This window comes from Tumebacillus lipolyticus, from assembly GCF_042682745.1.
Lineage (GTDB): Bacteria > Bacillota > Bacilli > Tumebacillales > Tumebacillaceae > Tumebacillus_A > Tumebacillus_A lipolyticus.
Map to the genome: position 1 here is coordinate 1,040,685 of NZ_JBHUIO010000005.1, position 21,872 is coordinate 1,062,556.

Annotated in this window: 22 protein-coding genes and 1 riboswitch; of the genes, 9 read left to right on the forward strand and 13 right to left on the reverse strand. The window is 55.4% G+C overall.

Annotated features, from left to right (window positions below; all coding sequences use genetic code 11):
• Positions 1-2: 2 nt before the first annotated feature.
• Positions 3-773 (reverse strand): IclR family transcriptional regulator, encoded by a 771-nt coding sequence (locus ACFSOY_RS10135; RefSeq protein ID WP_386046244.1) that lies wholly within the window; start codon positions 771-773, stop codon positions 3-5.
• Between the two features lie 140 nt (positions 774-913).
• On the opposite strand from ACFSOY_RS10135, the gene mscL reads away from it, so the two are divergent.
• Positions 914-1,366, forward strand: a complete 453-nt coding sequence (gene mscL / locus ACFSOY_RS10140; RefSeq protein ID WP_386046804.1) for a large conductance mechanosensitive channel protein MscL — start codon at positions 914-916, stop codon at positions 1,364-1,366.
• Between the two features lie 61 nt (positions 1,367-1,427).
• Here mscL and ACFSOY_RS10145 read toward each other — a convergent pair whose 3' ends face one another.
• Genes ACFSOY_RS10145 through ACFSOY_RS10160 form a run of 4 tightly spaced genes read right to left on the reverse strand, consistent with a single transcriptional unit; the run spans position 1,428 to position 4,066 of the window.
• A complete protein-coding gene (locus ACFSOY_RS10145; protein ID WP_386046246.1) occupies positions 1,428-1,862 on the reverse strand; it encodes a DUF350 domain-containing protein in 435 nt (144 codons plus the stop codon).
• An 18-nt stretch (positions 1,863-1,880) separates the two neighbouring features.
• On the reverse strand, positions 1,881-3,122 hold the full coding sequence (locus ACFSOY_RS10150) for a glutathionylspermidine synthase family protein (RefSeq protein ID WP_386046248.1): 1,242 nt from the start codon (positions 3,120-3,122) through the stop codon (positions 1,881-1,883).
• A gap of 12 nt (positions 3,123-3,134) precedes the next feature.
• Positions 3,135-3,602: a hypothetical protein gene (locus ACFSOY_RS10155; RefSeq protein ID WP_386046250.1), complete on the reverse strand. Its 468-nt coding sequence runs from the start codon at positions 3,600-3,602 to the stop codon at positions 3,135-3,137.
• The gene (locus tag ACFSOY_RS10160; RefSeq protein WP_386046252.1) at positions 3,602-4,066 is read right to left on the reverse strand and encodes a hypothetical protein; all 465 of its coding nucleotides are present in this window, start codon (positions 4,064-4,066) and stop codon (positions 3,602-3,604) included. The genes ACFSOY_RS10155 and ACFSOY_RS10160 overlap by 1 nt, the downstream gene beginning before the upstream one ends.
• Positions 4,067-4,217: 151 nt before the next feature.
• Positions 4,218-4,320: riboswitch (purine riboswitch) on the forward strand.
• A 194-nt stretch (positions 4,321-4,514) separates the two neighbouring features.
• Here ACFSOY_RS10160 and ACFSOY_RS10165 point away from each other — a divergent pair.
• Both ACFSOY_RS10165 and ACFSOY_RS10170 read left to right on the forward strand, forming a co-directional pair.
• Positions 4,515-5,111 (forward strand): xanthine phosphoribosyltransferase, encoded by a 597-nt coding sequence (locus ACFSOY_RS10165; RefSeq protein ID WP_386046254.1) that lies wholly within the window; start codon positions 4,515-4,517, stop codon positions 5,109-5,111.
• Positions 5,105-6,409: a nucleobase:cation symporter-2 family protein gene (locus ACFSOY_RS10170; protein WP_386046255.1), complete on the forward strand. Its 1,305-nt coding sequence runs from the start codon at positions 5,105-5,107 to the stop codon at positions 6,407-6,409. The genes ACFSOY_RS10165 and ACFSOY_RS10170 overlap by 7 nt, the downstream gene beginning before the upstream one ends.
• A gap of 107 nt (positions 6,410-6,516) precedes the next feature.
• Here the strand turns inward: ACFSOY_RS10170 and ACFSOY_RS10175 are convergent, their stop codons facing one another.
• A complete protein-coding gene (locus ACFSOY_RS10175; protein WP_386046257.1) occupies positions 6,517-6,708 on the reverse strand; it encodes a hypothetical protein in 192 nt (63 codons plus the stop codon).
• Positions 6,709-6,813: 105 nt separating this feature from the next.
• Here ACFSOY_RS10175 and ACFSOY_RS10180 point away from each other — a divergent pair, with 105 nt between their 5' ends.
• Both ACFSOY_RS10180 and ACFSOY_RS10185 read left to right on the forward strand, forming a co-directional pair.
• The gene (locus ACFSOY_RS10180) at positions 6,814-7,677 is read left to right on the forward strand and encodes a serine/threonine protein kinase (protein WP_386046259.1); all 864 of its coding nucleotides are present in this window, start codon (positions 6,814-6,816) and stop codon (positions 7,675-7,677) included.
• A 51-nt stretch (positions 7,678-7,728) separates the two neighbouring features.
• Positions 7,729-9,051 carry a hemolysin family protein gene (locus ACFSOY_RS10185; RefSeq protein ID WP_386046261.1) on the forward strand — a complete coding sequence of 441 codons (1,323 nt, stop codon included), beginning with the start codon at positions 7,729-7,731 and terminating at the stop codon, positions 9,049-9,051.
• 55 nt (positions 9,052-9,106) lie between these two features.
• On the opposite strand, the gene ACFSOY_RS10190 is transcribed toward ACFSOY_RS10185, so the two are convergent.
• On the reverse strand, positions 9,107-9,286 hold the full coding sequence (locus tag ACFSOY_RS10190; RefSeq protein ID WP_386046806.1) for a hypothetical protein: 180 nt from the start codon (positions 9,284-9,286) through the stop codon (positions 9,107-9,109).
• 459 nt (positions 9,287-9,745) lie between these two features.
• Between ACFSOY_RS10190 and ACFSOY_RS10195 the strand changes: the two genes are divergently transcribed.
• Genes ACFSOY_RS10195 through ACFSOY_RS10205 form a run of 3 tightly spaced genes read left to right on the forward strand, consistent with a single transcriptional unit; the run spans position 9,746 to position 13,420 of the window.
• Positions 9,746-10,873, forward strand: a complete 1,128-nt coding sequence (locus ACFSOY_RS10195; protein ID WP_386046262.1) for a GerAB/ArcD/ProY family transporter — start codon at positions 9,746-9,748, stop codon at positions 10,871-10,873.
• Complete coding sequence (locus tag ACFSOY_RS10200) at positions 10,839-12,275, forward strand: spore germination protein (RefSeq protein ID WP_386046263.1); 1,437 nt, start codon at positions 10,839-10,841, stop codon at positions 12,273-12,275. Before ACFSOY_RS10195 ends, ACFSOY_RS10200 begins: the two co-directional genes overlap by 35 nt.
• On the forward strand, positions 12,272-13,420 hold the full coding sequence (locus ACFSOY_RS10205) for a Ger(x)C family spore germination protein (RefSeq protein WP_386046265.1): 1,149 nt from the start codon (positions 12,272-12,274) through the stop codon (positions 13,418-13,420). Before ACFSOY_RS10200 ends, ACFSOY_RS10205 begins: the two co-directional genes overlap by 4 nt.
• Before the next feature lie 34 nt (positions 13,421-13,454).
• Here ACFSOY_RS10205 and trhO read toward each other — a convergent pair whose 3' ends face one another.
• Both trhO and ACFSOY_RS10215 read right to left on the reverse strand, forming a co-directional pair.
• Positions 13,455-14,450: an oxygen-dependent tRNA uridine(34) hydroxylase TrhO gene (gene trhO, locus ACFSOY_RS10210; RefSeq protein WP_386046267.1), complete on the reverse strand. Its 996-nt coding sequence runs from the start codon at positions 14,448-14,450 to the stop codon at positions 13,455-13,457.
• Between the two features lie 68 nt (positions 14,451-14,518).
• Positions 14,519-15,748, reverse strand: coding sequence for a PAS domain-containing sensor histidine kinase (locus ACFSOY_RS10215; RefSeq protein ID WP_386046269.1), 1,230 nt, complete (start codon positions 15,746-15,748; stop codon positions 14,519-14,521).
• A gap of 603 nt (positions 15,749-16,351) precedes the next feature.
• Between ACFSOY_RS10215 and ACFSOY_RS10220 the strand changes: the two genes are divergently transcribed.
• A complete protein-coding gene (locus ACFSOY_RS10220; protein WP_386046271.1) occupies positions 16,352-17,023 on the forward strand; it encodes a TerC family protein in 672 nt (223 codons plus the stop codon).
• Positions 17,024-17,142: 119 nt separating this feature from the next.
• Here the strand turns inward: ACFSOY_RS10220 and ACFSOY_RS10225 are convergent, their stop codons facing one another.
• The 4 genes from ACFSOY_RS10225 to gabT all read right to left on the reverse strand — a co-directional run bounded on the left by ACFSOY_RS10225 (position 17,143) and on the right by gabT (position 21,667).
• Positions 17,143-18,192, reverse strand: a complete 1,050-nt coding sequence (locus ACFSOY_RS10225) for a phosphotransferase enzyme family protein (protein ID WP_386046273.1) — start codon at positions 18,190-18,192, stop codon at positions 17,143-17,145.
• A 170-nt stretch (positions 18,193-18,362) separates the two neighbouring features.
• The gene (gene deoD / locus ACFSOY_RS10230) at positions 18,363-19,076 is read right to left on the reverse strand and encodes a purine-nucleoside phosphorylase (protein WP_386046275.1); all 714 of its coding nucleotides are present in this window, start codon (positions 19,074-19,076) and stop codon (positions 18,363-18,365) included.
• 152 nt (positions 19,077-19,228) lie between these two features.
• Positions 19,229-19,948: a D-Ala-D-Ala carboxypeptidase family metallohydrolase gene (locus tag ACFSOY_RS10235; RefSeq protein WP_386046277.1), complete on the reverse strand. Its 720-nt coding sequence runs from the start codon at positions 19,946-19,948 to the stop codon at positions 19,229-19,231.
• A gap of 354 nt (positions 19,949-20,302) precedes the next feature.
• Complete coding sequence (gene gabT / locus ACFSOY_RS10240; protein ID WP_386046279.1) at positions 20,303-21,667, reverse strand: 4-aminobutyrate--2-oxoglutarate transaminase; 1,365 nt, start codon at positions 21,665-21,667, stop codon at positions 20,303-20,305.
• Between the last annotated feature and the right edge of the window lie 205 nt (positions 21,668-21,872).

Consider the following 21,872-nt stretch of genomic DNA (forward strand, 5'->3'; position numbering starts at 1 on the left):
TCCTAGCCTTGATACCCCAGTTCTCTGGAGATCGACAGCGCAGTTCGCTTCAGCTTCTCCGCCAGCTCTCCCAGATCATCCTGCTGGAAGCGCGCCTCCGGACCGGCCAAGCTGATCCCGGCGACGGCGCACCCCGCATGGTCAAAAATCGGCGCGGCCAGCGCTGACGAATATTCTTCCAGCTCCGAGTGAGAGATCGCATACCCGTTCGCACGCGCCTCTGCCAACACTTGCCGAAGCTCCCCTTTATCTGTCAGGGTTCCCCGAGCGATCGGAACCAACTCCACCCTTTGCAAATACGCTTCCAACTGCTCTTCCGACCAATGGGCGAGCAAAATCCGCGGACAGGCACCTGCGTAGAGCGGAGCGCGTCGCCCAATGCGCGTGTAGACCCGCACCGGCTTATCGGTCTCCATCTTCTCGATATAGATCGCGCAATCCCCATCGGGCAAAATCAGGTTGACCGCCTCGTCCACCTCATCGCGCAACCGCATCATGTAGGACCGCGCCACCTGCCGCACATCGAGTCGCTCCGCCACCAGCTGCCCGTACTGCAAAAACAGCAGCCCCAGCCGGTAGGAACCGTCCGCACTTCGCTCCACAAATCCCATCTCTTCGAGCGAACCGAGCATCCGATGGACGGACGACTTCGGAATGCCCGACAGCCGGACCATCTCCGGCAATGTCAACGACGCGTGTGCCAAAAAGAGTTCAAGCAGTTCTTTCGATCTCATCACCGTCTTATTCTTGCTTACAACCACATAGCTCACCATCCCGAATTTCGGTACATTCGTTTCATATTTCGAATCTACTGTCAGAAAGTTTATCACAATCGTAAATAGATTGACAAGAATCATCCTGCTCAGTTTCTGTTACAATGATAAGATTACGATAACAAAAGGAGCTGGTCCCCATTCTAAAAGAATTCAAAGAGTTTGCCGTCAAAGGGAACATCGTCGACCTGGCGATCGGTGTGGTGATCGGGGCGGCGTTCGGCAAGATCGTCACCTCCTTCACCAACGACATCCTCATGCCGCCGATCGGACTCCTGCTGGGCAAAGTGGACTTTTCCAACCTTTTTATCAACCTGTCCTCCACAGACTATGCAACGCTTGCAGAAGCGCAAAAAGCGGGCGTTCCTACGATCAACTACGGCCTGTTCCTCAACAACGTGCTCGACTTTCTGATCATCGCCTTCTCGATCTTCCTCGTCGTGCGCCAGATCAACAAGCTGCGATTCAAAAAGGAGGAAGCGCCAGCAGTTGCGACGACCAAAGAGTGCCCCCACTGCCTGGAAACCATCCCGATCAAAGCGAGCCGCTGCGGACACTGCACATCTGTCTTGCATGAAGAGCAAGCTTCGTAACACAAAAAAGCACGGAGCCTCGACAAGAAGCTCCGTGCTTTTTCATCTCTTCGCCAATGATCTAATAGGAGATCAGCGCTGCCATCAAGATCCCGGAAGCGATGCTCAGGCGGGATGTGAAGATCCCCACCGACACATTGCCCTTCGGAATCTCGGAGACCACTTTAAACGGCGTCACCAACTCGAACAGATAGAACACCGCCACTTGGAAGACGGTGCCCAGCACGCCCCAGATCACCAGGTCGATCAGGTTGAGCGAGTGAAAGATCACCGATGCCAACACGATCGCAAGGCCGATCAGCTTGCCGCCGAGATCGTGAGCGGCCGCCTTGGCTGCCGCGACCTTCTGCGGGTCGCTCAGATCTGCGCCCTCCGCTACGAGCTTATACTCTTTATAGGGCGTCGTGATCATGAACACGAACAGACCGAAGCCCAAGATCGGCAACGACACACCCAGATAGATCAAAAAGTTAATGATACTTTCCCATTGTGACATGAAAAAATCCTCCTCTCATCAGCATTTTGCTTCGATCGCAACAGGTAAAAAATAAGAAAGATTGCCTGTGATCCGCCCGCCTGCGCGCGCCCAGACGGCAGACGCTTCCCCGCCGATCCAGAACGAGCCGTAGAGCAGGTGACCGCGATAGGCGCCTTGTAAAGTCTCCACCTCGACCTGCTCCAGCTCCACCAGCTCCTGGTAGATCATCGGCTGCTCCCAATAGAACTCCTCGCCATCCTGTTCGATCGGCGTTCCATCTGCAGCATAAAGCGTGACCGCTCCCCCTTCGCGCCCGAAGATCGGTTTGGCCACATGCGGCTTCTGCCCGAGAAAGCGATTCTCCAGATAGGTCGGAATAATATAGCGCTCGATCAGCTCATGCTCTTCCGCCGTGAAAAATTGTCCCGTCTCGTGCAGGCTCCAGATCAGCGCTTGCAACGCCTTGGTCTGGGCGAGAAATCCGGAAGGCGGGTTGATGATCGCCACCTGTCTGTCTGCGATCAGCGACAGCAGATGCTCTCCTGTCGGGTAGCCGTCCACATCCCGATCTTCGACCAGCTTCTCCAGCGCATGCAGCCGATAGAGCACATCGACCGGAACCATCTCCTCACCGTCCAGCGCGTAGAGGCGATCCTCGTTCACCCGCAGGTCGGCCAAGGCGACAAATCGGCCAGGCAATCCAGAGGCGGCGAGCAAGTAGCGGGTCGTTCCCGCATCTTCCTCATGCCAGTCGAGCGCCGAAAACCAGATCTGCTCACAGGGCAGGCCCTGCTCGGCGTACGCGCTCGTCACACCCTGAAACGCGCGGGTCAACTGCTCGACCATCCCCTCGTTCGGGTCTTGGGCACCGTAGTGCTCACAGACCTTCCCGTTGGCGTAAAACGCCTCGACGATCCCGGTCGGCGTGTCGGCGTTGAGCTCCAGCATCTTCAGACCTTGCGCCGTCGGGGCAAAATCGAACCGCCCGACCACCGTCGCATGCGGGACGGGCATCTCAAGCCGCACCGCCCGCCAGGCTGCCTCCGGTATGCCCAGCTCGGCGAGCAGTTCGTCCGCCCCCTGTTGAATCACTTGGACCATCTTGGTGAAGATCGCGCCCAAGCGCTCCGTCGCCTCGGCGATCTCCTGCCGAAAAGCGGGGCTGATGCGATGCAGATCGGCCAGGGCGTACTCCTCACCGTACATCCAGTCCCATGTGAACGTGCCCTCTTCCTTCAATCGACTGTAGATCTGCTCACGGCGCACCTCGTAGCTCATCCGCACCTCCGCCTATGAGGAGCTCGAAGACGAAGACGAGCCGATTCCGCCTTTCGAGCCGGAGGAAACGCCCGTTTTCGAGGAGCTCTTCGAACCGGAGGACGAGTTGTTCGAGCCGGAGACGACACTGCCCGTGCCTGAGCTCGACTTGGGCGGCTGGGGCTTGTTGGTCGATGTCGTGCCGCTACCCGAGCTGCTGCCGGTACTCTGCTTCGCTTTTGCCGATTTGTAAACTTTGCCGTCCTTCGGATAATACCCCTTTTTGTAGTATTGCTTATGATTGCCGATGTAGATAAACCCGAACGAATGGTCAACATCTCCGCCGCCGTCGTCACAGTAGCCGTCATCATCATCGTCGTTGCAAACAGCCTGAGCTTGCTCGCCCACTTCTTCATCGCGGTCGTCACCGCAACCGGAGAGTGTGCTTGCGACCAATACCGCAGCGACGAACAGCCCGGTCAATTTGGTCGTCTTCTCCATCAAAGCTCCCCCTTCCAGGCGGTAGGACTGCCGTAGAAGACATACACTTGGCGGTCTTCATCCACCTCAGTCGATGTCCTTTCCCACTCTCGCCCCCCAAGATATAGATAATTGGCAAACAGATGCAACAAAACATCCTCTTCTGACTTGAACTCATACGTATGAATCAATGGATAATGGGCGGTGCCGTCCTGATATTCTCGAAGTTCCAAACGAATGCCTGCCTGATGAGCCAGCGGATGCAGCGACGAATCGACGACGCGCTCATCCTCCGCCTGCTCGACATAGATCACGAAAAGATCGCCTTCGACAGCACATGATGTCTTGGCATAGATGATGCGCTCCTTGACAAAATAATCGCAAGCGTTGCGCATCAGCACTTCGCGCTTTTCGATGCCCTCATAATAGTAGAGCACAGGAAAGTCCTGCCCTTCGTCGAGCAGGCGATACTCCAGCCTCGCCATTCATCTGTTCCCTCCCCTTTTTCGTACAATTGATATACGAACGACCGGATAAAAAGATTCAGGTCTGATCACAATCTTTTTCCTTGCCAAAATAATCTTTTGCTCGCCCTCTCTTGTGTTCGCTTTCGCACCTGTGGTAGATTGAATGTGAAATGATAATCGAATAGAACCTCGTATAATTTTGGGGATATGGCCCAATAAGTCTCTACCAGGCAACCGTAAATTGCCTGACTACGAGTGAAAGCGCGTCTAGGGTTCCGTTGTGCCTTTTTTTTGTGGCACTTGCTGGTCCGAGCGACGCGGCCACATGGCCATGCCATGTGTGACACCAGAGGGAGAAAAGCCCAGACGGACAGGTTTCACTTGTGTAAAACAAGCTACCTGCCTTCGTCTGGGCTCTTTGTATTTTCAGACTATTTACTTTCCGGAAGGAGAAAAGGAGAACATCATGAGACGCTTGCAAGAACAAATTCTCCGCGACGGACAAGCACTTTCCAACACGGTGTTAAAAGTGGACAAGTTTTTAAACCATCAGGTCGATCCAGAGCTGACGATGGAGATCGGCCGCGAGTTTGCCCTCCGCTTTCAGGGCGAGCCGATCACCAAAGTGTTGACCATCGAGGCGAGCGGCATTCATTTCGCGCTGGCAACTTCGGTGGCGCTCGGCGTTCCTTTCATCTATGCCAAGAAGAAAAAGGCGGTCACGCTGACCGAGGATCTGTACACGGCAGAAGTGTTCTCCTTCACGCGTCAGGAGACGTTTCAAGTCTCCGTCTCCAAGCGCTATTTGAGCGAGCAAGACCGCGTGTTGATCGTCGATGATTTTCTCGCCACCGGCGATGCGCTGCTCGGCCTGATCAACATCGTCGGTCAGTCGGGCGCACAGCTGGTCGGCGTCGGCGCGGTGATCGAAAAAAGCTTCCAAGACGGCCGCGGCAAACTGGAGGCGGCTGGCGTGCGCGTTCACTCGTTGGCGCGCATCGCCTCGATGTCGCCCGCTCATATCGAATTTATCGAGGAGCAGGAGGAGGGGCGCTCGTGCTGACCAAGCGAAAGACGTTCACCCTCGGCCTGCAACATGTGCTGGCGATGTATGCGGGAGCGGTCATCGTCCCGCTGATCATCGGCGGCGCGCTCGAACTCACCCCGGCTCAGATGGCCTACCTGATCGCAGCAGACCTGTTCACCTGCGGGATCGCCACGCTGCTGCAGGTGATCGGCACGCGCTATGTCGGCATCAAGCTGCCCGTCGTGCTCGGCTGCACCTTTACGGCGGTCGGTCCGATCATCGCCATCTCGCTGACATCAGACCTTGCCACCGCCTACGGGGCGATCATCGTATCCGGCCTGTTCGTGCTGCTGGCCGCTCCGCTGTTCGGCAAGCTGCTGCGCTTCTTCCCGACGGTCGTCACCGGATCTGTCGTGACGATCATCGGCCTCTCCCTGATCCCGGTCGCGATGAACAACGCGGCCGGCGGCCAGGGTGCAGCCGACTTTGGCGCCCCGCGCAACCTGTTGCTCGCGCTCGGGACGCTGGTGCTGATCCTGCTGGTCAACCGCTTCTTCACCGGATTCATCCGCGCGATCTCCGTCTTGATCGGCCTGATCGCTGGCACGATCGTCGCCTATTTCTTCGGCATGGTCAGCTTTGCTGCCGTCGGGGAAGCGTCTTGGGTCAACATCGTGCAGCCGTTCTACTTCGGCACTCCGAAGTTTGACCTGTTCGCGATCTTGACGATGATCCTCGTCAACCTGATCTCGATGGTCGAATCGACCGGCGTCTACTTTGCGCTCGGCAAGATCGTCGGCCGCGACATCGGCGAGCGCGACATCGTCAAAGGGCTGCGGGCAGAGGGCATCGGCATCCTGCTCGGCGGCATCTTTAACGCCTTTCCCTACACCGCCTATTCGCAAAACGTCGGCCTGGTCTCGATGACCCGCGTGAAGACGCGCAACACGATCATCGCAGCTGGCATCATCCTCGTCGTGCTCGGCCTGTTGCCGAAGCTGGCCGCCTTGACCACCGTGATTCCCAACCCGGTGCTCGGCGGTGCGATGGTCGCGATGTTCGGCATGGTTGTCGCCTCGGGCATCAACATCTTGGGCAACGTCGATTTCAAGCAGAACGAAAACTTGCTGATCGTCGCTTGCTCGCTCGCGGTCGGCCTCGGGTCGGCTGCGGTGCCGCAGATGTTCGACCAACTGCCGACCACTATGAAAATGCTGATGCAAAACGGCATCGTCACAGGCTCGATCACCGCCATCCTGCTGAACATCTTCTTGAACATGCGGCGGGATCGCGCGGCGGTCGAGACTGCTTCCACCGCTGTTACTGAGGTCTAAGACCTCTTTAACATATATGTAGTTCTCCCCAATGTGGAGACCCTTCCTTTGCGAGAGAGGAAGGGTCTTTTTCATTGAGGTGTGACAGGAAAGCTGCTGCTTGCTTGCTACTTGCCGTTCATGTTCGGCGCGAGGCCTGACGCGTTTGTGCTGCTGATTCCGCTGATCGTAGTCCCACCATCCCCTATCAAATCTGAGCCCGCGCCATGCACCGAATTGGAAGATGTGCGCGTGCAGACGCACCCGACTGTGCCAAACACTACCGTACCGCCTGAGATCGTCTGAATCTGGACCGCCAACACAGTTCACCTCCTCTTCTCTATCCTATTAAAAATCGAGAGGGACAGGCACGGCTTGTACCGTGATACAATAGCAATATTCTTGCAAGAATAGAGGGGAAGCGGATGCAAAAGCTAATCGCCTGGTGGTCACAGCTCTACGCGCGGCTCGTCGATCGGCCCTTCGCCGAACGGACGGTGATCAAAGGTCGTTACCGGGTGGAAGCGGTGCTCGGCATGGGCAGTTACGGCATCACCTATCTGTGTGAAGACAGCCACAGCGGACAGCGCTGTGTGCTCAAACAGGTGCGACCGAGCAAGCTCGGCAGCAAGAAAGGCAGACCGGTCTACGAGTATGAGATCTCCGTCTTGCAGGCGCTCGACCATCCGCAAATCCCCAAGCTGCTCGAAAGCTTTGCGGATCGCGGACAACTTTTTTTGGCGATGGAATATAAAGAGGGCAAAACTTGGGAAGACCTGATCTTTGAAGAAGGTTACACGATCTCCGAGCGCGAGGCGCTTCAGGTGATCCTCGACCTGCTCGGCATCGTCGAGTATGTGCACCAACATGGCTTGGTACACCGCGATGTCCGCATCCCGAACGTGATCATCAAAGACGGTACGATGCACCTGATCGATTTTGGTCTCGCCCGCTATCTCGGGGATTCGGCCACCTATATCGAGGAGAGCCTCGACGCCTATCTCCTCGAAAAACAGATCAAGCGGGAAGTGGCATTTCGCAGCGATTACTTCGGACTTGGGCACTTTTTGCTGTTCCTGCTCTATACATCGTTTCAGCCGGCAGACGAGGCGGAGGAGCTTCCGTGGGAAGAGGAGCTCGATCTCACGCCTAAGACTCGTCAGCTGATCCGCCGGATGATCCAGATGGATGAGCCGTATGAGAGCGCAGATGCGCTGCGCGCCGATCTGCTGATCGCCCTCGCTCATTCGGCCAATGTTCACAACTCCGCCCCGAAAAAAGAGATATAATATAACTATCTGAATACTTAGGAGGTGGAGTCCCGATCTCGGGACGCTTCGTTGGACAGTACAACCTTAACCATTCTTAACCTTTTTCTCGTCGTATTTCTGGTGCTCCTCAACGGCTTTTTTGTCGCAGCTGAGTTTGCGATGGTCAAAGTCAGAGAGAGTCGGATTCAACAGCTGATGCTGGAAGGCAACAAGCGGGCCACGCTCGCCCACAAGGTAGTCAAAAATCTGGACGCCTACCTGTCCGCCTGTCAGCTCGGCATCACCTTAGCGTCTCTCGGACTCGGTTGGCTCGGGGAGCCGGCGATCGCCAAGCTGATCGAAGGTCCACTGGTTGCTGTGGGTGTCCCCGACATCGCCATCCACACGGTCGCGTTTATCATCGCCTTTGCGATCATCACATTCCTGCACATCGTGCTGGGGGAACTGGCACCAAAATCTTTGGCGATTCAGAAATCGGAAGGTATGGTTTTGAACATTTCCGCCCCCTTGATCCTGTTCCACAAGCTGATGTATCCGTTCATCTGGGTGCTGAACGGGGCGGCGAACTGGATCTTGAAACTGATCGGAATTCAGCCCGCCACAGAGGCGGAGCTTGCACATACGGAAGATGAGATCCGCATGCTCGTCTCCCAGAGCCATCGCAGCGGCCTGATCGACCAGACGGAGAAGGTGCTGTTTGAAAACGTGTTCGACTTCTCGAACCGGATCGCTCGGGAGATCATGGTGCCGCGCATCGACATCATCACCGTCAGCATCGAGGAGACGCTCGATGAGATCTTGGCCAAAGTGGAAGCGGAGCAGCACACCCGCTATCCGGTCATCGACGAGGACAAAGACCACATCATCGGGTTTTTGAACGTCAAAGACCTGTTCATCCGCTTCAAGCGCGGCGAGGATTTCAACCTGAGCCGCATCCTGCGCAAAGTCACCTTTATCTCCGAGTCAACCGAGATCTCAAGCGTGCTCAAACAGATGCAGAAAAACAGAACGCAGCTGGCGATCGTCGTCGATGAGTATGGCGGTACGGCCGGTCTGATCACGATGGAAGACATCATCGAGGAGCTGGTCGGAGAGATCCAGGACGAGTTTGACAACGAGCTGCCGCCGATCGTCCCCTTGGCTGAAGGAAACTATTCGGTCGAAGGGCGCCTGCTGCTCGATGAGGTGCAAGAACTGCTCAGCGCGAAGATCGATCACGAAGAGGTCGACACGCTGAGCGGCCTGATCTACACCTTGCTCGGCAAAGAGCCACAGCCGGGCGACACGGTGCGACTTGAAGGCTATGCGTTTACCATCGAGAAGATGGATCAACACCGCATCGTGCGCGTGAAGATCTCTCCCTCCCCGGAAGCGCCAGCCGATGAGCTCTAAGCGAACACAAAAAGGAACTTCCCTGCGGGGAAGTTCCTTTTTTCCTGCCGTTCGATCAGGAGCTAAAAAATCCGATCGACGTATGTTTGCGCTTGTAGTGCTTGTGGCCATGGCCATATTTTTTATAGTCTGACGAGCTGAACTTTTGGTAGCCGTGTCTCTTTTTGTAATCGGAAGAGCTGTAGCGATGGTGCTTTTTCGACCCCAAGATCTCGCGAAACAGTGATTTGAACAACGATTTCATCCTGTTTTCCCCTTTTTTACGTCAGAGTCTTAGCGCTGTTGCTTCTTGTTCTTGTCGGACGAACTGTCGATGCTGATGCAGGCGGAGATCGTCGTGCCGATCATGAGCGACAGGATCGGATGGCAAGCTCTAGCAAGCTCTCTAGCGGCTCCTCGAACTCCTGCTCCCACCTGTTTTCTAGTCTATCTGCTTCTGGTGCATGATAGCACACTTCCTCCGGGCAATTTAGTGAATTTTTTATGATCTTTGCGTCAAATCAGCAAATCCACAACTCCGCCTCGCTCGGCCGAAGCTTTGTTGCTCCCCGCAAGGAAGCGCTCTTGCAGCACGCAGAGGCTCCATCGACAATCGCCTATCCAGATATACGCAACTCCCCCTCCAAAAGTTGCATAGTTCCATTTCCTTGCGGGGAAATATAGGAAAGCGACAGGAAGGGAGGGCTCCGAAATCATGAAGGGTGTAAAGATTGACTTTCTTCAGCTGTTGATGATCTTCGTCATGTCGACCGGTCTGATCAACCATGTCATCCTCATCCCCATCCTGTTGGAGTCGTCGGGGCGAGACTCGTGGATAACGTCGATCATCGCCACTCTGTTCGCTCTGCTCTGGTGTTTCCTCCCCTCCTTCATCATCAAAAAGATGGACGGCAAGCACGTGCGGGATTGGCTGAAAGATTCGATCGGCTCTCTGTTCGCCTACCTGTTGATCGGGCTGTTGGTCGCGTTTCTGTTCATCCATTTTTTTGCGACGCTGTTCGACCTGATCTACTGGACAAAAGCTTCTTATCTGCCCAACACCCCGGTATACGCGTTGGCGATTCCCATCCTCGTCTTCTGTGCGTTAAACGCGATGCATGGCATTCGGTCGGTCGGCAGGATGTGTTCCTTGCTGCTTCCGTTCGTCATTCTGTTTGGCATCTTCGTCGCGACGACCAACATTCCGCGCAAAGACTACACGTTGCTCAAACCGATTTTAGAACATGGGATTCACCCGATCCTCGATGGCATGATCTATGCCAGCACAGGATTTCTCGAACTCTTTCTGGTCGTGCTGTTGCATCACCGCGTCTCTTCCAGTTTTTCGTGGAAAAAGTTTGCTCTGCTCGTGCTGCTGCTGCTCGGACTGACCTTAGGGCCGCTCACCGGAGCGATCATCGAGTTCGGCCCGGCGGAAGCGGCTCGACTTCGCTATCCGGCGTTCGAAGAGTGGCGGCTGGTGCGCATCGGCGACTATATCGAGCACCTCGATTTTCTGTCGATCTACCAATGGATCGCCGGTGCATACATCAGAATGTCGCTGTTGATCTATCTGATCACCGAAATGTTTATTCCTGAAGACCCGCAACATCAGAAGCAGCGCACCTGGATGCTGTTTTCGCTGATCGCCGTCTCGTTGCTGGTGTTTACATTGCCGATCAGCGATATGGTGTTTATCGACTGGCAGAAGAAATTTATTCTCCCCGTCACTTGCTTGGGGATGCTTTTCTTCTCGTTTCTGTTTGCCATCTTGGCCTTACTCCGAAAAAAAGAGGAGGGCAAAGAAGATGTCTCAAGTCCAAAAACTCGTCAAATTGTTTGAACGCAGCATAGATGTGCGGATCAGAACGATCCCGTTCGGCGCCGATCAAGAAGTGGTCGCGCTCGCCTATTGCGACGGGCTGTGCGACAAGGCGCGCATCGAAGAACTGATCATCCCACGCCTTCATCAGTTTTATCAGAAGCATCGATCGCCCACCGCAGAAGGGGAGATGATGCAACAGCTGCTCCCGCTTTCCTCCTTTGTGGGCGACGAGGAGTCGATCGTACAGCATGTGTTCGATGGGAATCTGGTGATCCTGTTTGAAAAGACGGGCAACTACTATTCGGTCGATCTCACCAACAAGCCGAATCGAAGCATCGAAGAGGCGAACACCGAGTTTTCGGTGCGCGGGCCGCGCGATGGATTTATTGAGGACCTGCCGACCAATGTCGCGCTGATCCGCAAGCGGTTGCGTACCATCTCGTTGCAACACGACCAGTTTGTGCTCGGCAGAAGGTCGAAAACGCGCGTCGCCCTGCTCTACCTCTCTGATGTCGCCTCGCCGCAATTGATCGACCGACTCAAGCAGCGAATTGAAAAGATCGATATCGACATCCTCACCAGCGCCTTGCAGCTCGGGAAGTTGGTCGATCAGTCTGCGTTCCGCTTCTTTCCCGCCTTTGTCTACACCGGACGCCCAGACTACGCGGTGGCCGCGCTCACCCGCGGCAGAGCGGTCTTGATCATCGACGGGGAACCTACCGGCCTGATCGCACCTGCCGACCTCTTTTTTGTGATCAAAACACCTGAAGACATCGAGGTGGCCACCCTCTATGTGGGGTTTGAGCGATTTATCCGCCTCTCCGGGTTGGTGATCGCCATCTTTTTGCCCGCCTTTTGGACCGCCTTGACGATCTATCATCAGGACCAGATCCCGTACCGGCTGTTGGCCACCTTGACGATCTCACGGCAGGGTGTACCGATGCCCGCCTCGCTGGAAGCGTTCGTCATGCTCTTTCTGCTGGAGCTCTTTCGCGAAGCGGGCGCAAGGTTGCCGAAGACGGTCGGACAGACGCTCTCTGTCGTCGGCGGCCTGATCATCGGCGAATCGGCGATCAGCGCCGGATTGACCTCGCCTGGCCTGGTGGTCGTCATCGCCATCTCGGTGGTCGCCACCACCACCTTGGTCGACTATTCGCTAGCCGGGGTGGCCAGCCTGATGCGAATCATCGCGCTGCTGTTCGCCAGCGTTCTGGGGATGTACGGCACCATCCTCTCGATGATCGGCTTGCTGCTCTATCTGAGCAACACCAGCTCGCTCGGTGTCCCCTATCTCGCACCGCTCTCGATCAAAGATTGGCGTCAGACGTTGGCGACGCTCTTGGTCATTCCGTTGCCGCTCAAAAAGAAACGACCGAAATATTTAAATCCGATCGATGATACTTCGGGGGATCAGTCATGATCGGCAAGCGTTTGCTCTGTTGCCTTCTGGTGCTGACGCTCTCGGTGTTTTCTGTCGGCTGTTGGGATACGAAAGAGATCGAACAGATGGTCTATGTCAATGCGATCGGCATCGATTTTAAAGATGGGCAATACTCGATCTATGCGCAGGCGATCAGCTTTTCCAACCTGGCGAAAAAGGAGGCGGGCGGTCAACAGTCCCCCGATCAGATCTGGGTCGGACGCGGTTATGGGCGGACGATCGACCGCGCGACAGACAACCTCTACCCGAGCTCCCAGACTCAAGTTTCTTGGGGCCATATGAAAGCGGTGATCTTGAGCGACTCCGCGCTCAGACGCGGTGCCTATCACGAGATGTTAGACGCCTTTGCCCGCTTCGGTGAGATTCGCTCCGAGCTCTACGTCTTTGCGACCAAAGAACCGCTGGTCGATCTCTTGACGGCGCATCCGATTCTCAACCTCTCCTCCCTGTTCACTCAGATGGTCAACCCGGAGAGCAACTATCAGCAGTTTTCGATCATCTCTCCCGTTTCGATGCGCGAGTTCAATGCGTATCTGCGCGAACCTTCCCGCACGCTGGTCTGTCCGTACCTTTCGGTCACCAAAAAAAGATGGAGCGTCAACAAAAAATATTTTTCGGTGATGCAGATCTCCGGAGCGGCGCTCTTGAAGGAGGGGAAGTACAAAGGGGATCTGATCGGCGATGAGATGCGGGGGTTGCACTGGACTCAGAAAAAGGTCGGTCGCGCCGTCCTCTACGTCTATGAGCAGGATCATCCGATCGCCACCATCAACTTTGAACATCCGAAATCGAAGATCAAAGTTCACATCGAGGGGGGCGTTCCTCGCTTTTCGATCGAGATCAAAGCGACGGGCGCTATCAACGAACTGATGCAACCGCGCTCACAGCAAAATCTGACCAAGCAATCTGAACAGCTGATTGCCGATCACGTTCGCAAGACCTATCAGACCGCGTTGAAAAAAGGAGCGGATGTCTTGCAGCTGGAAGCGGCACTTTATCAAAAGGAGCCCCAGCTGTGGCGTACATTGAACAAAAAAGGTTCGATTTTGGATGAACAGTCTTTGCAATCGATCGATGTGAAGGTGAACCTCGCATCGTCGGGCGCGCTGAAACTGCTAAAATAACCCCCCATCGATCGATGGGGGGTTGTTGTGCGCATCACGCCTGATGTTGTGTTGTCTGATCGTCCAGCACTTTCAGCCCTGCTTCCTTTTCCAAGCGATATTCCTCTTCGCGCTTGCGAAGGATCTCGTTGTCAAGATCGTACCGATTGGCCGGATGCTCGCGACATTCGTCAGAGCAGGAGCGGCGGAACTTGGTCTCGCACTCTTCGCAGCAGATGTGCTGCAGGTGGCAGAACGGGTTGGCGCAGTTGACATAGCGATCTTCCGCCTTGCCACAGTGATGACAGGTGCCGATCACCCGATCTTCGCGCCTGTTGATCGGCACGGAGATCCGCTCATCAAACACGTAGCACTTGCCGTCGAACAGATCGCCTTGCACCTCTTCGTCTTTCGAATACTTGATGATCCCGCCGTGAAGCTGGTTGACATCGGCAAATCCCTCTTGCAGCATGAAACCGGAAAACTTTTCACAGCGGATGCCGCCGGTGCAGTACATCAAAATCTTTTTGTCCTTGTGCTCCGCGAGGTTCTTGCGCACCCAATCGGGAAACTCTTTGGTCGTCTTCACCTCGGGGCGCAAAGCGCCTTTAAAGTGGCCGATGTCATATTCGTAGTCGTTCCGACCATCGATGATGATCACATCCTCCTGCTGAAGCGCTTCGCGCCACTCCTGCGGAGACAGGTGTCTGCCGGTCGTCTGGCTCGGATCGACATCGTCCTCCAGCCGCCAGGTGACGATCTCCTTGCGGGCGCGAACGAACATTTTGCGAAACACGTGATGATCGACCGGGTCGATCTTAAACTCGACATCCGCAAAGCGCGGGTCGCGAGTCAACTCTTTTTGGTACGCCTCCGTCTGCTCCACCGTGCCAGAAACGGTTCCGTTGATCCCTTCCTTGGCGACGAGCACCCGGCCGCGCAGACCGTTCTGCTTGCACCACTCCAGATGTTGTGCTGCAAACTCTTCCGGGTTGTCGATATGAACGTATTTATAAAAGAGCAGGACTCTATAAGGATGTTGTGTGGACATATCGGTTCCTCCCATCTAAAAGTAGTGTGATCTCTAACCCGATATCTTACACCTTTTTAGACGGCGAATCAAAACGAGATGGGCAAGATGATATCGATCGTCGTGCCCTTGTTCACAACGCTGTCAATCTTGACAGAGCCTTGGTGGTACTTGATGATCTTAAACGACACCAACAGCCCAAGGCCGGTACCTTTCTCTTTCGTCGTATAAAAAGGTTCTCCTAGCCGTGGCAGCATCTCTTCCGGAATGCCGCTCCCCTGATCGATGAAGCGAAACATCACCTGATTCGAGCCGACCGGAAACACTTTGATCATCACCATGCCGCCCCCTGGCATCGCCTCGACCGAGTTTTTCAACAGGTTGAGAAAGACCTGCTTGATCTGAGTCTCCTCACATTTGATCAAAGGCAAGTTCTCCGCAAACTCGGTGAAGATCTGCACGTTGTGCAAGAGCGCTTCCGGTCCGAACAAGCGAGTCAGCTCCTCGACCAGCCGCTTGGGATGCTTCTGTTTGTAGTGGTCTGCCTGCGGCTTGCCGAGCATCAGCAGTTCGGTGACGATAAAGTTGATGCGATCGAGCTCCTCTAACATAATACCGTAGTAGACGCTGTATTTGGAAGCCTTCTCTTCGTTCATCAGCTGCACAAAACCGCGCAAAGAAGTGAGAGGATTGCGAATTTCGTGGGCAACTCCTGCTGCCAGCTCGCCGATCAGCGACAGCTTCTCCGTGTTGCGCAGCAGTTCTTCGGTGCGCTTCTGCTCGCTGATGTCGCGCAGGATGTTGGCGAATGCGACCACATTCCCTTCCCGATCGCGAATCGGGGTGTAGGAGATCGACACATCGACCAGGCGGCCATCTTTGCGCTTGCGCACCGTCTGGAAGCCGGAGATGTCGCCACCTCTGCGCAGATGGCGATGCATCGCCCGCACCTCTTCTCGGTAATCTTCGTTCGGCAAGGTCTGAACATCTTTGCCGATCTGCTCTTCGACCGTATAGCCGAAGATCAGCTCTGACGCTTTGTTTACATGCACCAGCTTGCCATCGAGGTCGAACAGCCCGATCGCATCTGTCGTATGGTTGATAAACGACTCCAGATATTCCTTTGAGCGGCGCGACTGCTCCTCAGCCCGCAATGCTCGCGAATAGAGAATCGAGGCTAAAAAACCGAGCATGATCGCGAGCAATCCGGCGATGGAGAGGATGAGCAGCGAGGAACACAGATAGCCGTAAACGATAAAGACCAGAAATAAAACTGCGAGACTGCTCGGGATGACTTTTGATTGAATCTTATACTTCAACAATCTCTTCACCCATTTTTCACTCTGATTAATGAAAGATACTGAAAGCATACCATAGAAAACGCAAAAATGCCTCATCGACAGCGCGGTGGCTGATGAGGCCATTTTTCGACTGGCTGGCTCGCTGTATCGATTTGCTGAGCAGCTGATCGAACTGCTTCCAGCTGAGGTCGCATGATCGATTCTCTCGCTTCGCTCGTCGCGGCTCGATCTGGCTTAGCACCTTCATGCTCGATCCTCGCGGTAAGTCAGAAAGCGTGAAATCTCCTTTTCTCTCGCTCGGCACATCTCATTCTCTCAGTTATGAAAAATAGCGAGATTACCCCTTGACAAAACAGCTTTCACCTGCATATACTAGATTCGTAAGCTACAAATGAATAGCGTCCTCAAAGGGGAGTAGCTGGTACAGCAAAGTCGTCAATTCGGGATCATATCCTCGGCTTTGTTGGCAACGATTTCGTTGTTTGCAAGACCTTTGCCATTTTTTTGGTAAGGGTCTTTTCTGCGTAATTTGACCACAAGTTGCGGCGACCTTTACCAAAGATCGGTTTGGTAAAGGTCGCTTTTCATTTGGGTAACCTATGAAACGAGGAGTGGTCAACGATGGATTTTTTGTCAATTGAGTTTTTCTCCGCCCTGCTTTCGATCATCATCATCGATTTGGTGCTTGCAGGAGACAACGCGATCGTCATCGGCTTAGCAGCCCGCAACCTGCCCAAAGAATTGCAGAAGAAAACGATCATCTGGGGATCGGTCGGCGCGATCGTGATCCGCGCGATCGCGACATTGCTCGTCGTCTGGCTGTTGGAGATTCCGGGGCTGTTGCTCGGCGGCGGTCTGATCCTGATCTGGATCGCGGTCAAACTGCTGGCGGAGGAGAAAGAGCATGACGTCAAGCCGAGCCAAAGCTTGTGGGGCGCGATCCGCACGATCATCATCGCCGATGCGGTGATGGGGCTGGACAACGTGCTCGCCGTCGCAGGCGCTGCGCACGGTTCCTTCTGGCTGGTCATTCTGGGACTGCTGATCTCCGTGCCGATCGTCGTCTGGGGATCGACGGTGATCCTGAAGCTGATGGAGCGCTTTCAGTGGATCATCTTTGTCGGCGCTGGCGTGCTCGCCTACACAGCCGCGAAGATGATCGTCGATGAACCGTTTCTGGCAGACTTCTTCGCAGCCAATCCGCTGCTCAAATGGGGACTGATCGCCCTCGTCGTCATCGGGGTCTTGCTCGCAGGCTTCTGGAAAAAAATGCGCACCAAAAAGTCGGCCTAACGACCGATGCAAAGAGCCACCGCTGATCAAGCGGTGGCTCTTTGTTGATCTTGCGAACCGTGATGCCCGAAGCGAAAGGGCGGATCGAGCAGAACGGCCCAGCCGCTCCTCTGCTCTGCTTAAAACAATGTGAGCTTGAGGTCGCTGGCAAGCCCTGTGAGCAGCTTCCCGCGCTCGACAAAGCGATCAAGATGATCGACGAGCTTGTCGCTGTCGCTTTGAATCAGCTTCACCGTCTTCTGCACAAAATTCCAGTTTAAGCAGCCGGACAGCCAGAGGAGCGCCGGGAAGCGAGCATAGTCATCATCGGTCAGCAGTTCGTGTGCGCGATACCCGTACATCAGCGCTTGGGCGAGCTGGTTGCTCACCTTGTGGGAATGCATGCCCTCTGTGCGCGAATACCATTTGATCAACCAAGTCAGATCCTGCACGCGGTCTGACAGCGAGAGGTGCTCAAAGTCGATGATGCCGTTGATCGTGCGCGACGTCTCCTCCCACAGCACGTTCACCGAGTTGAGATCGGAGGTCATCACCAGCAGATCGCTCTCCGACGGATCGCGATGCCCGCTTCTGATCTGCTCGTTCGCATGCGCGATGTACGCATTGAGCCGTTTTCGCACCTTGCCGGTCAGCGCTCGTTTGTCCCGCTCCCGACCGAGGAGCTCGATCATCTGCAGATAGTTTTCCGTGTGGATTTTGCGGGGCAGCACGTCTGTCGCAAACCCTTGCGAAGCGTCATGATAGCGCCTGGCCATCTCGCCCATGCGAAAGGCGACCTCCTCCGTGTTGACGGTGATGTGAACGCCGTCCATCCATTCGAACAGCATACAGCGCCTGATCACGCCTCGGTCATCTTCCACCAGCACAAACGCATCGCCCTCTGTCGTCTTCACCCGCTTCATAAACGGAATCCCGCGCGCCAGCAGATGATCGACATACCGCATCTGCTCCCGCAGCACCTCATCTGCCAGGTTGGCAAAGGGCGATGCATCTTCCTTCGCTCGCTGATAGGCCATAAACCGCGCCGAATAGCTCTTGCCCTCGACCGCGATCTTATAGTGCAGATCGCCATGCCAATTGTCGGGCAACTTCCTGCGCACCACCAACGTATTCGAATCGAGTCCAAAACCACCCAGCGCCTCTTGGATCATGCGAAACTTTTCGCTCATCGCCCGCTCCCCCTTCGCTCACTCCAGCTCATGTCCTAACATTTTAATCGCTTCTAATTTAATTTTCAATCACCGCTCAAACAAAAAGGAGCTTCCAGCATTCCTGCACAAAAAAAGACCCGGCAGATTCTCCGGGTCCTTTTGCATTTCAGTTCGTTGCTGATCTCAAGCTAGTTGGTGATCTCTGCCGCCGTGTCCAGTGCGACTTTGATCATCTGGTTGAAGGTCAGTTGGCGCTCTTCCGCCGTCGTCTCTTCGCCGGTGATCAAATGGTCGGAGACGGTGAGGATCGACAGCGCGTTGCGGCCAAACTTGGACGCGAGCGTGTACAGCGCCGCCGTCTCCATCTCGACAGCCAGCGTGTTATAAGATGCCATCAGGTTGATGATGTCGCGCGTGTCGTTGTAGAACGTGTCAGAGGTGAAGACGTTGCCGACCGCAACTGGCATCCCTTCTTTTTTCGCGTTCTCATACGCGCGATACAGCAGGTCAAAACTTGCTGTCGGGGCGTAGTCAAGCCCGCCAAAGCGGTGCTTGTTGACTGCCGAGTCGGTCGATGCGCTCATGGCGAGAATCATGTCGCGCACCTTGATGTCCTTTTGATACGCGCCGCACGTGCCCACGCGAATCAAATTTTGCACGCCGTACCCGTTGATCAACTCGTGGGCGTAGATCGAGATCGACGGAATGCCCATCCCTGTTCCTTGCACGGAGATGCGCTTGCCTTTGTACGTGCCGGTAAAGCCCAGCATGCCGCGCACTTCGTTGTAGAGCTCCGCGCCCTCAAGGAACGTTTCTGCGATGTATTTGGCCCGAAGCGGATCGCCCGGCAACAAGATCGTCTCGGCGACCTGTCCTTCTTTCGCCCCAATATGAACGGTCATGTTGTAGTCCTCCCATCAATGTTGGCTGTTTTAGAAAAATAAGCCTTGTACTAATCTACCACACGATCCCAGCCAATGATACATCGTATGTTCGATCTCTCGCGGGAAGGGGCGACAATCTGCCGTTCACAGGGCGACCTGCCTGTTGCATCCTACGGCCAGTAGAAGCTCGGAGACCCGTAGCTCGCATATTCTGCGCGGCTGTCGACATGCGTGAAGGAGCTGTAGAGGATCACCCCGCTAAACCCGCTCGTCTTGGCGAAGTTGGCCACCGAAGGCGGCGTGTATCCGCTGACCACGATGTCTGCTGCGATGCCGTACATGTGCTGCGAGTTGGACGCCCCGCCTACAGAGGCGTTGTGGTTGATGCTGCGGAACCCGGAGTTGATCGTGATCGACTTGTTGCCCGACTTCTTGCGAACCGCCTCCAGTTTATACATCAGACGGCGCACGTTTTCTTTGACGGTGTTCGCATCGACCTTGCCGCCGCTAAACCCGGTGCCGTCCTTCGAATGAAACTCGGTAAAATTGAAGTTCGAGGTGGAGCCATCGCTCGATTCCAGCCCGTTGAGCACCGCTTGGGTTGCCGGACCGACGACCCCGTCGGCGGTCAGACCATAAGCGCGCTGAAAGCGAATCACCGCCGCTTTGGTGCCTGGCCCAAACTGGCCGTCAACTCCCACATAGGTCTTCGAAGCAGAATCGGCCGCCCAGCCGGCCACGCGAACTTGCAGTTCTTTGACGTCCGCACCGCTCGTCCCTTCGGACAAAGTGCGCGTCCACGAATAGGCGGATGCATCCTGCGCGCTGAACAGCGGAACGACGATCGCCATCGCAAGCAGCAGCCCCGCCCATTTTGCCATCAATTTCATAATACAACCTCCCTCTATTTTTAGAAAATTTTTATTATATGCTTCTATATTCTATCTTTTTATTGTGAATTTTTCAATAATATTGAGTATTTCTTTTGGTCATTTTTATCTCTCGACTAAAAAGTTGCCTCGGCAGGGTGAAGTTTGCGAGCAGAAAAAAAGGAAGCGCGTTGGCGCTTCCTTCGATGCGAGCTGGCAGCCACCGGTTGCTCAACCAAATACAGCAACCGATCATCGCTCCTGCTCACCAATCTGATCACGACGCAATTCAGCACCTGTCTCCGCGGCGGGACGGCAGGATCGCCGACCTCCTCCGCCCAGAGCGAGCTGCTCGATGCGATCGATCCCGCTCGCTTACACGCAGGCGGGGTTGGCGTTGCGCGCTTCCACTTCCCGAATGGCGTTCGTCAACACGTCGAGCGCCTCGTCGAGCTGCTCGGGGGTGATCACCAGCGGCACCAAGAAGCGAATCACGTTGCCATACAGCCCCGCTTTGAAGATGATGATCCCGCGCTGCAGGCACAGCTTGATGATCTCCGCCGTCTCTTCGGTCGCAGGCTCGCGGCTGTCGCGATCGCGCACCAGCTCGATCGCCTGCATCGCGCCTACGCCGCGAATCTCGCCGATGAGCGACGACTCTTCTGCCAAGGCGGTGAAGCGCGCGACGATCTGCTCCCCGATGCGCTTCGCCCGCTCGCCCAAGCGCTCTTGATCATACACCTGCAGCACCGCAAGCGCTGCTGAGCAGGCGACCGGATTGCCCACATAGGTGCCGCCGACCGATCCGTCTCCTGCCGCATCGAGCAGTTCGGCACGGCCGACGACGCCAGAGAGCGGCATCCCGGCGGCGATCGACTTGCCCAGCGTGATCAGATCCGGCTCGATCCCATAATGCTCAGATGCCAAAAACTCGCCTGTGCGGCCATAGCCGGTCTGCACCTCATCGCAGATCAGCAGGATGTCGTAGCGGCGGCACAGCTCCTGCACGCCTTTTAGATAGGCGGGCGGCGGCGTGATGAAGCCGTTCTCCCCTTGAATCGGCTCGATGATGATCGCTGCCGTCTCAGCGGGTGAAACCTGCGTGTACAGCGCACGCTCCAAGTGCTCCAGCGCCTGTTTGCAGACTTCCTCCTCCGACGGGTGGCCCGGCCAGCGATAGACATATGGGAACGGCACGCGGTAGACGTCCGGCGCAAACGGCCCCATGCCTTCCTTGTAAGGAACCACTTTCGAGGTGAGCGACAGCGCCATCAGGGTGCGGCCGTGAAAGGCGCCTTCAAAGCAGATGATTCCGCGCTTGCCCGTCGCTTTGCGGGCGATCTTGACCGCGCTCTCCACCGCCTCTGCACCTGAGTTCATAAAGGCTGCCTTCTTGGTGAAATCGCCAGGTGCGCGACGGCAGATCTCTTCTGCCAGCTGAATATAGGAGTCGTAAGGAAAGACCGTATAGTCGGTGTGCGTAAAGCGCGCAGCTGCTTCTTGGATGGCTTCCACCACCAACTCGTGGCTGTGACCAACGTTAAGGACACCGACACCGCCGGCCAGATCGATAAACGTGTTACCGTCGATGTCGGTGATCAGAGCACCTTTAGCGTAGTCGATAATTGCCGGAACCAGCGTTTTTTCCGCCTTCGCTTTCCCGACAGACTGGTACATGCGCTCCATCCATTCTGTGGAACGCGGGCCTGGCAATGCAGTCCTGAGTTGAATGTACGTCATGTGACACTCCTCCTGTGCATGGTGGGGGTTCCCACTGCGTTGTAGCCGACATTATGTTTTTAATCCAATTTATTGATAATTATATTATCACACGTGACATTCTTTCGAAAGGCACTAGGGTTAGAGAAATAAAAATATTCAACATTTTTTAATTTTATCTGGTGAAAATCGGGTGAAAAAAAGTGCCGTGCTCGCGCACGACACC

What these genes read in the sequence shown, in the direction of transcription:
- ACFSOY_RS10135 (WP_386046244.1), bottom strand. Translation starts at nt 773, where the DNA reads ATGGTGAGCTATGTGGTTGTAAGCAAGAATAAGACGGTGATGAGATCG.
- ACFSOY_RS10145 (WP_386046246.1), bottom strand. Translation starts at nt 1,862, where the DNA reads ATGTCACAATGGGAAAGTATCATTAACTTTTTGATCTATCTGGGTGTG.
- ACFSOY_RS10150 (WP_386046248.1), bottom strand. Translation starts at nt 3,122, where the DNA reads ATGAGCTACGAGGTGCGCCGTGAGCAGATCTACAGTCGATTGAAGGAA.
- ACFSOY_RS10155 (WP_386046250.1), bottom strand. Translation starts at nt 3,602, where the DNA reads ATGGAGAAGACGACCAAATTGACCGGGCTGTTCGTCGCTGCGGTATTG.
- ACFSOY_RS10160 (WP_386046252.1), bottom strand. Translation starts at nt 4,066, where the DNA reads ATGGCGAGGCTGGAGTATCGCCTGCTCGACGAAGGGCAGGACTTTCCT.
- ACFSOY_RS10165 (WP_386046254.1), top strand. Translation starts at nt 4,515, where the DNA reads ATGAGACGCTTGCAAGAACAAATTCTCCGCGACGGACAAGCACTTTCC.
- ACFSOY_RS10180 (WP_386046259.1), top strand. Translation starts at nt 6,814, where the DNA reads ATGCAAAAGCTAATCGCCTGGTGGTCACAGCTCTACGCGCGGCTCGTC.
- ACFSOY_RS10195 (WP_386046262.1), top strand. Translation starts at nt 9,746, where the DNA reads ATGAAGGGTGTAAAGATTGACTTTCTTCAGCTGTTGATGATCTTCGTC.
- ACFSOY_RS10200 (WP_386046263.1), top strand. Translation starts at nt 10,839, where the DNA reads ATGTCTCAAGTCCAAAAACTCGTCAAATTGTTTGAACGCAGCATAGAT.
- ACFSOY_RS10205 (WP_386046265.1), top strand. Translation starts at nt 12,272, where the DNA reads ATGATCGGCAAGCGTTTGCTCTGTTGCCTTCTGGTGCTGACGCTCTCG.
- trhO (WP_386046267.1), bottom strand. Translation starts at nt 14,450, where the DNA reads ATGTCCACACAACATCCTTATAGAGTCCTGCTCTTTTATAAATACGTT.
- ACFSOY_RS10220 (WP_386046271.1), top strand. Translation starts at nt 16,352, where the DNA reads ATGGATTTTTTGTCAATTGAGTTTTTCTCCGCCCTGCTTTCGATCATC.
- ACFSOY_RS10225 (WP_386046273.1), bottom strand. Translation starts at nt 18,192, where the DNA reads ATGAGCGAAAAGTTTCGCATGATCCAAGAGGCGCTGGGTGGTTTTGGA.
- deoD (WP_386046275.1), bottom strand. Translation starts at nt 19,076, where the DNA reads ATGACCGTTCATATTGGGGCGAAAGAAGGACAGGTCGCCGAGACGATC.
- ACFSOY_RS10235 (WP_386046277.1), bottom strand. Translation starts at nt 19,948, where the DNA reads ATGAAATTGATGGCAAAATGGGCGGGGCTGCTGCTTGCGATGGCGATC.
- gabT (WP_386046279.1), bottom strand. Translation starts at nt 21,667, where the DNA reads ATGACGTACATTCAACTCAGGACTGCATTGCCAGGCCCGCGTTCCACA.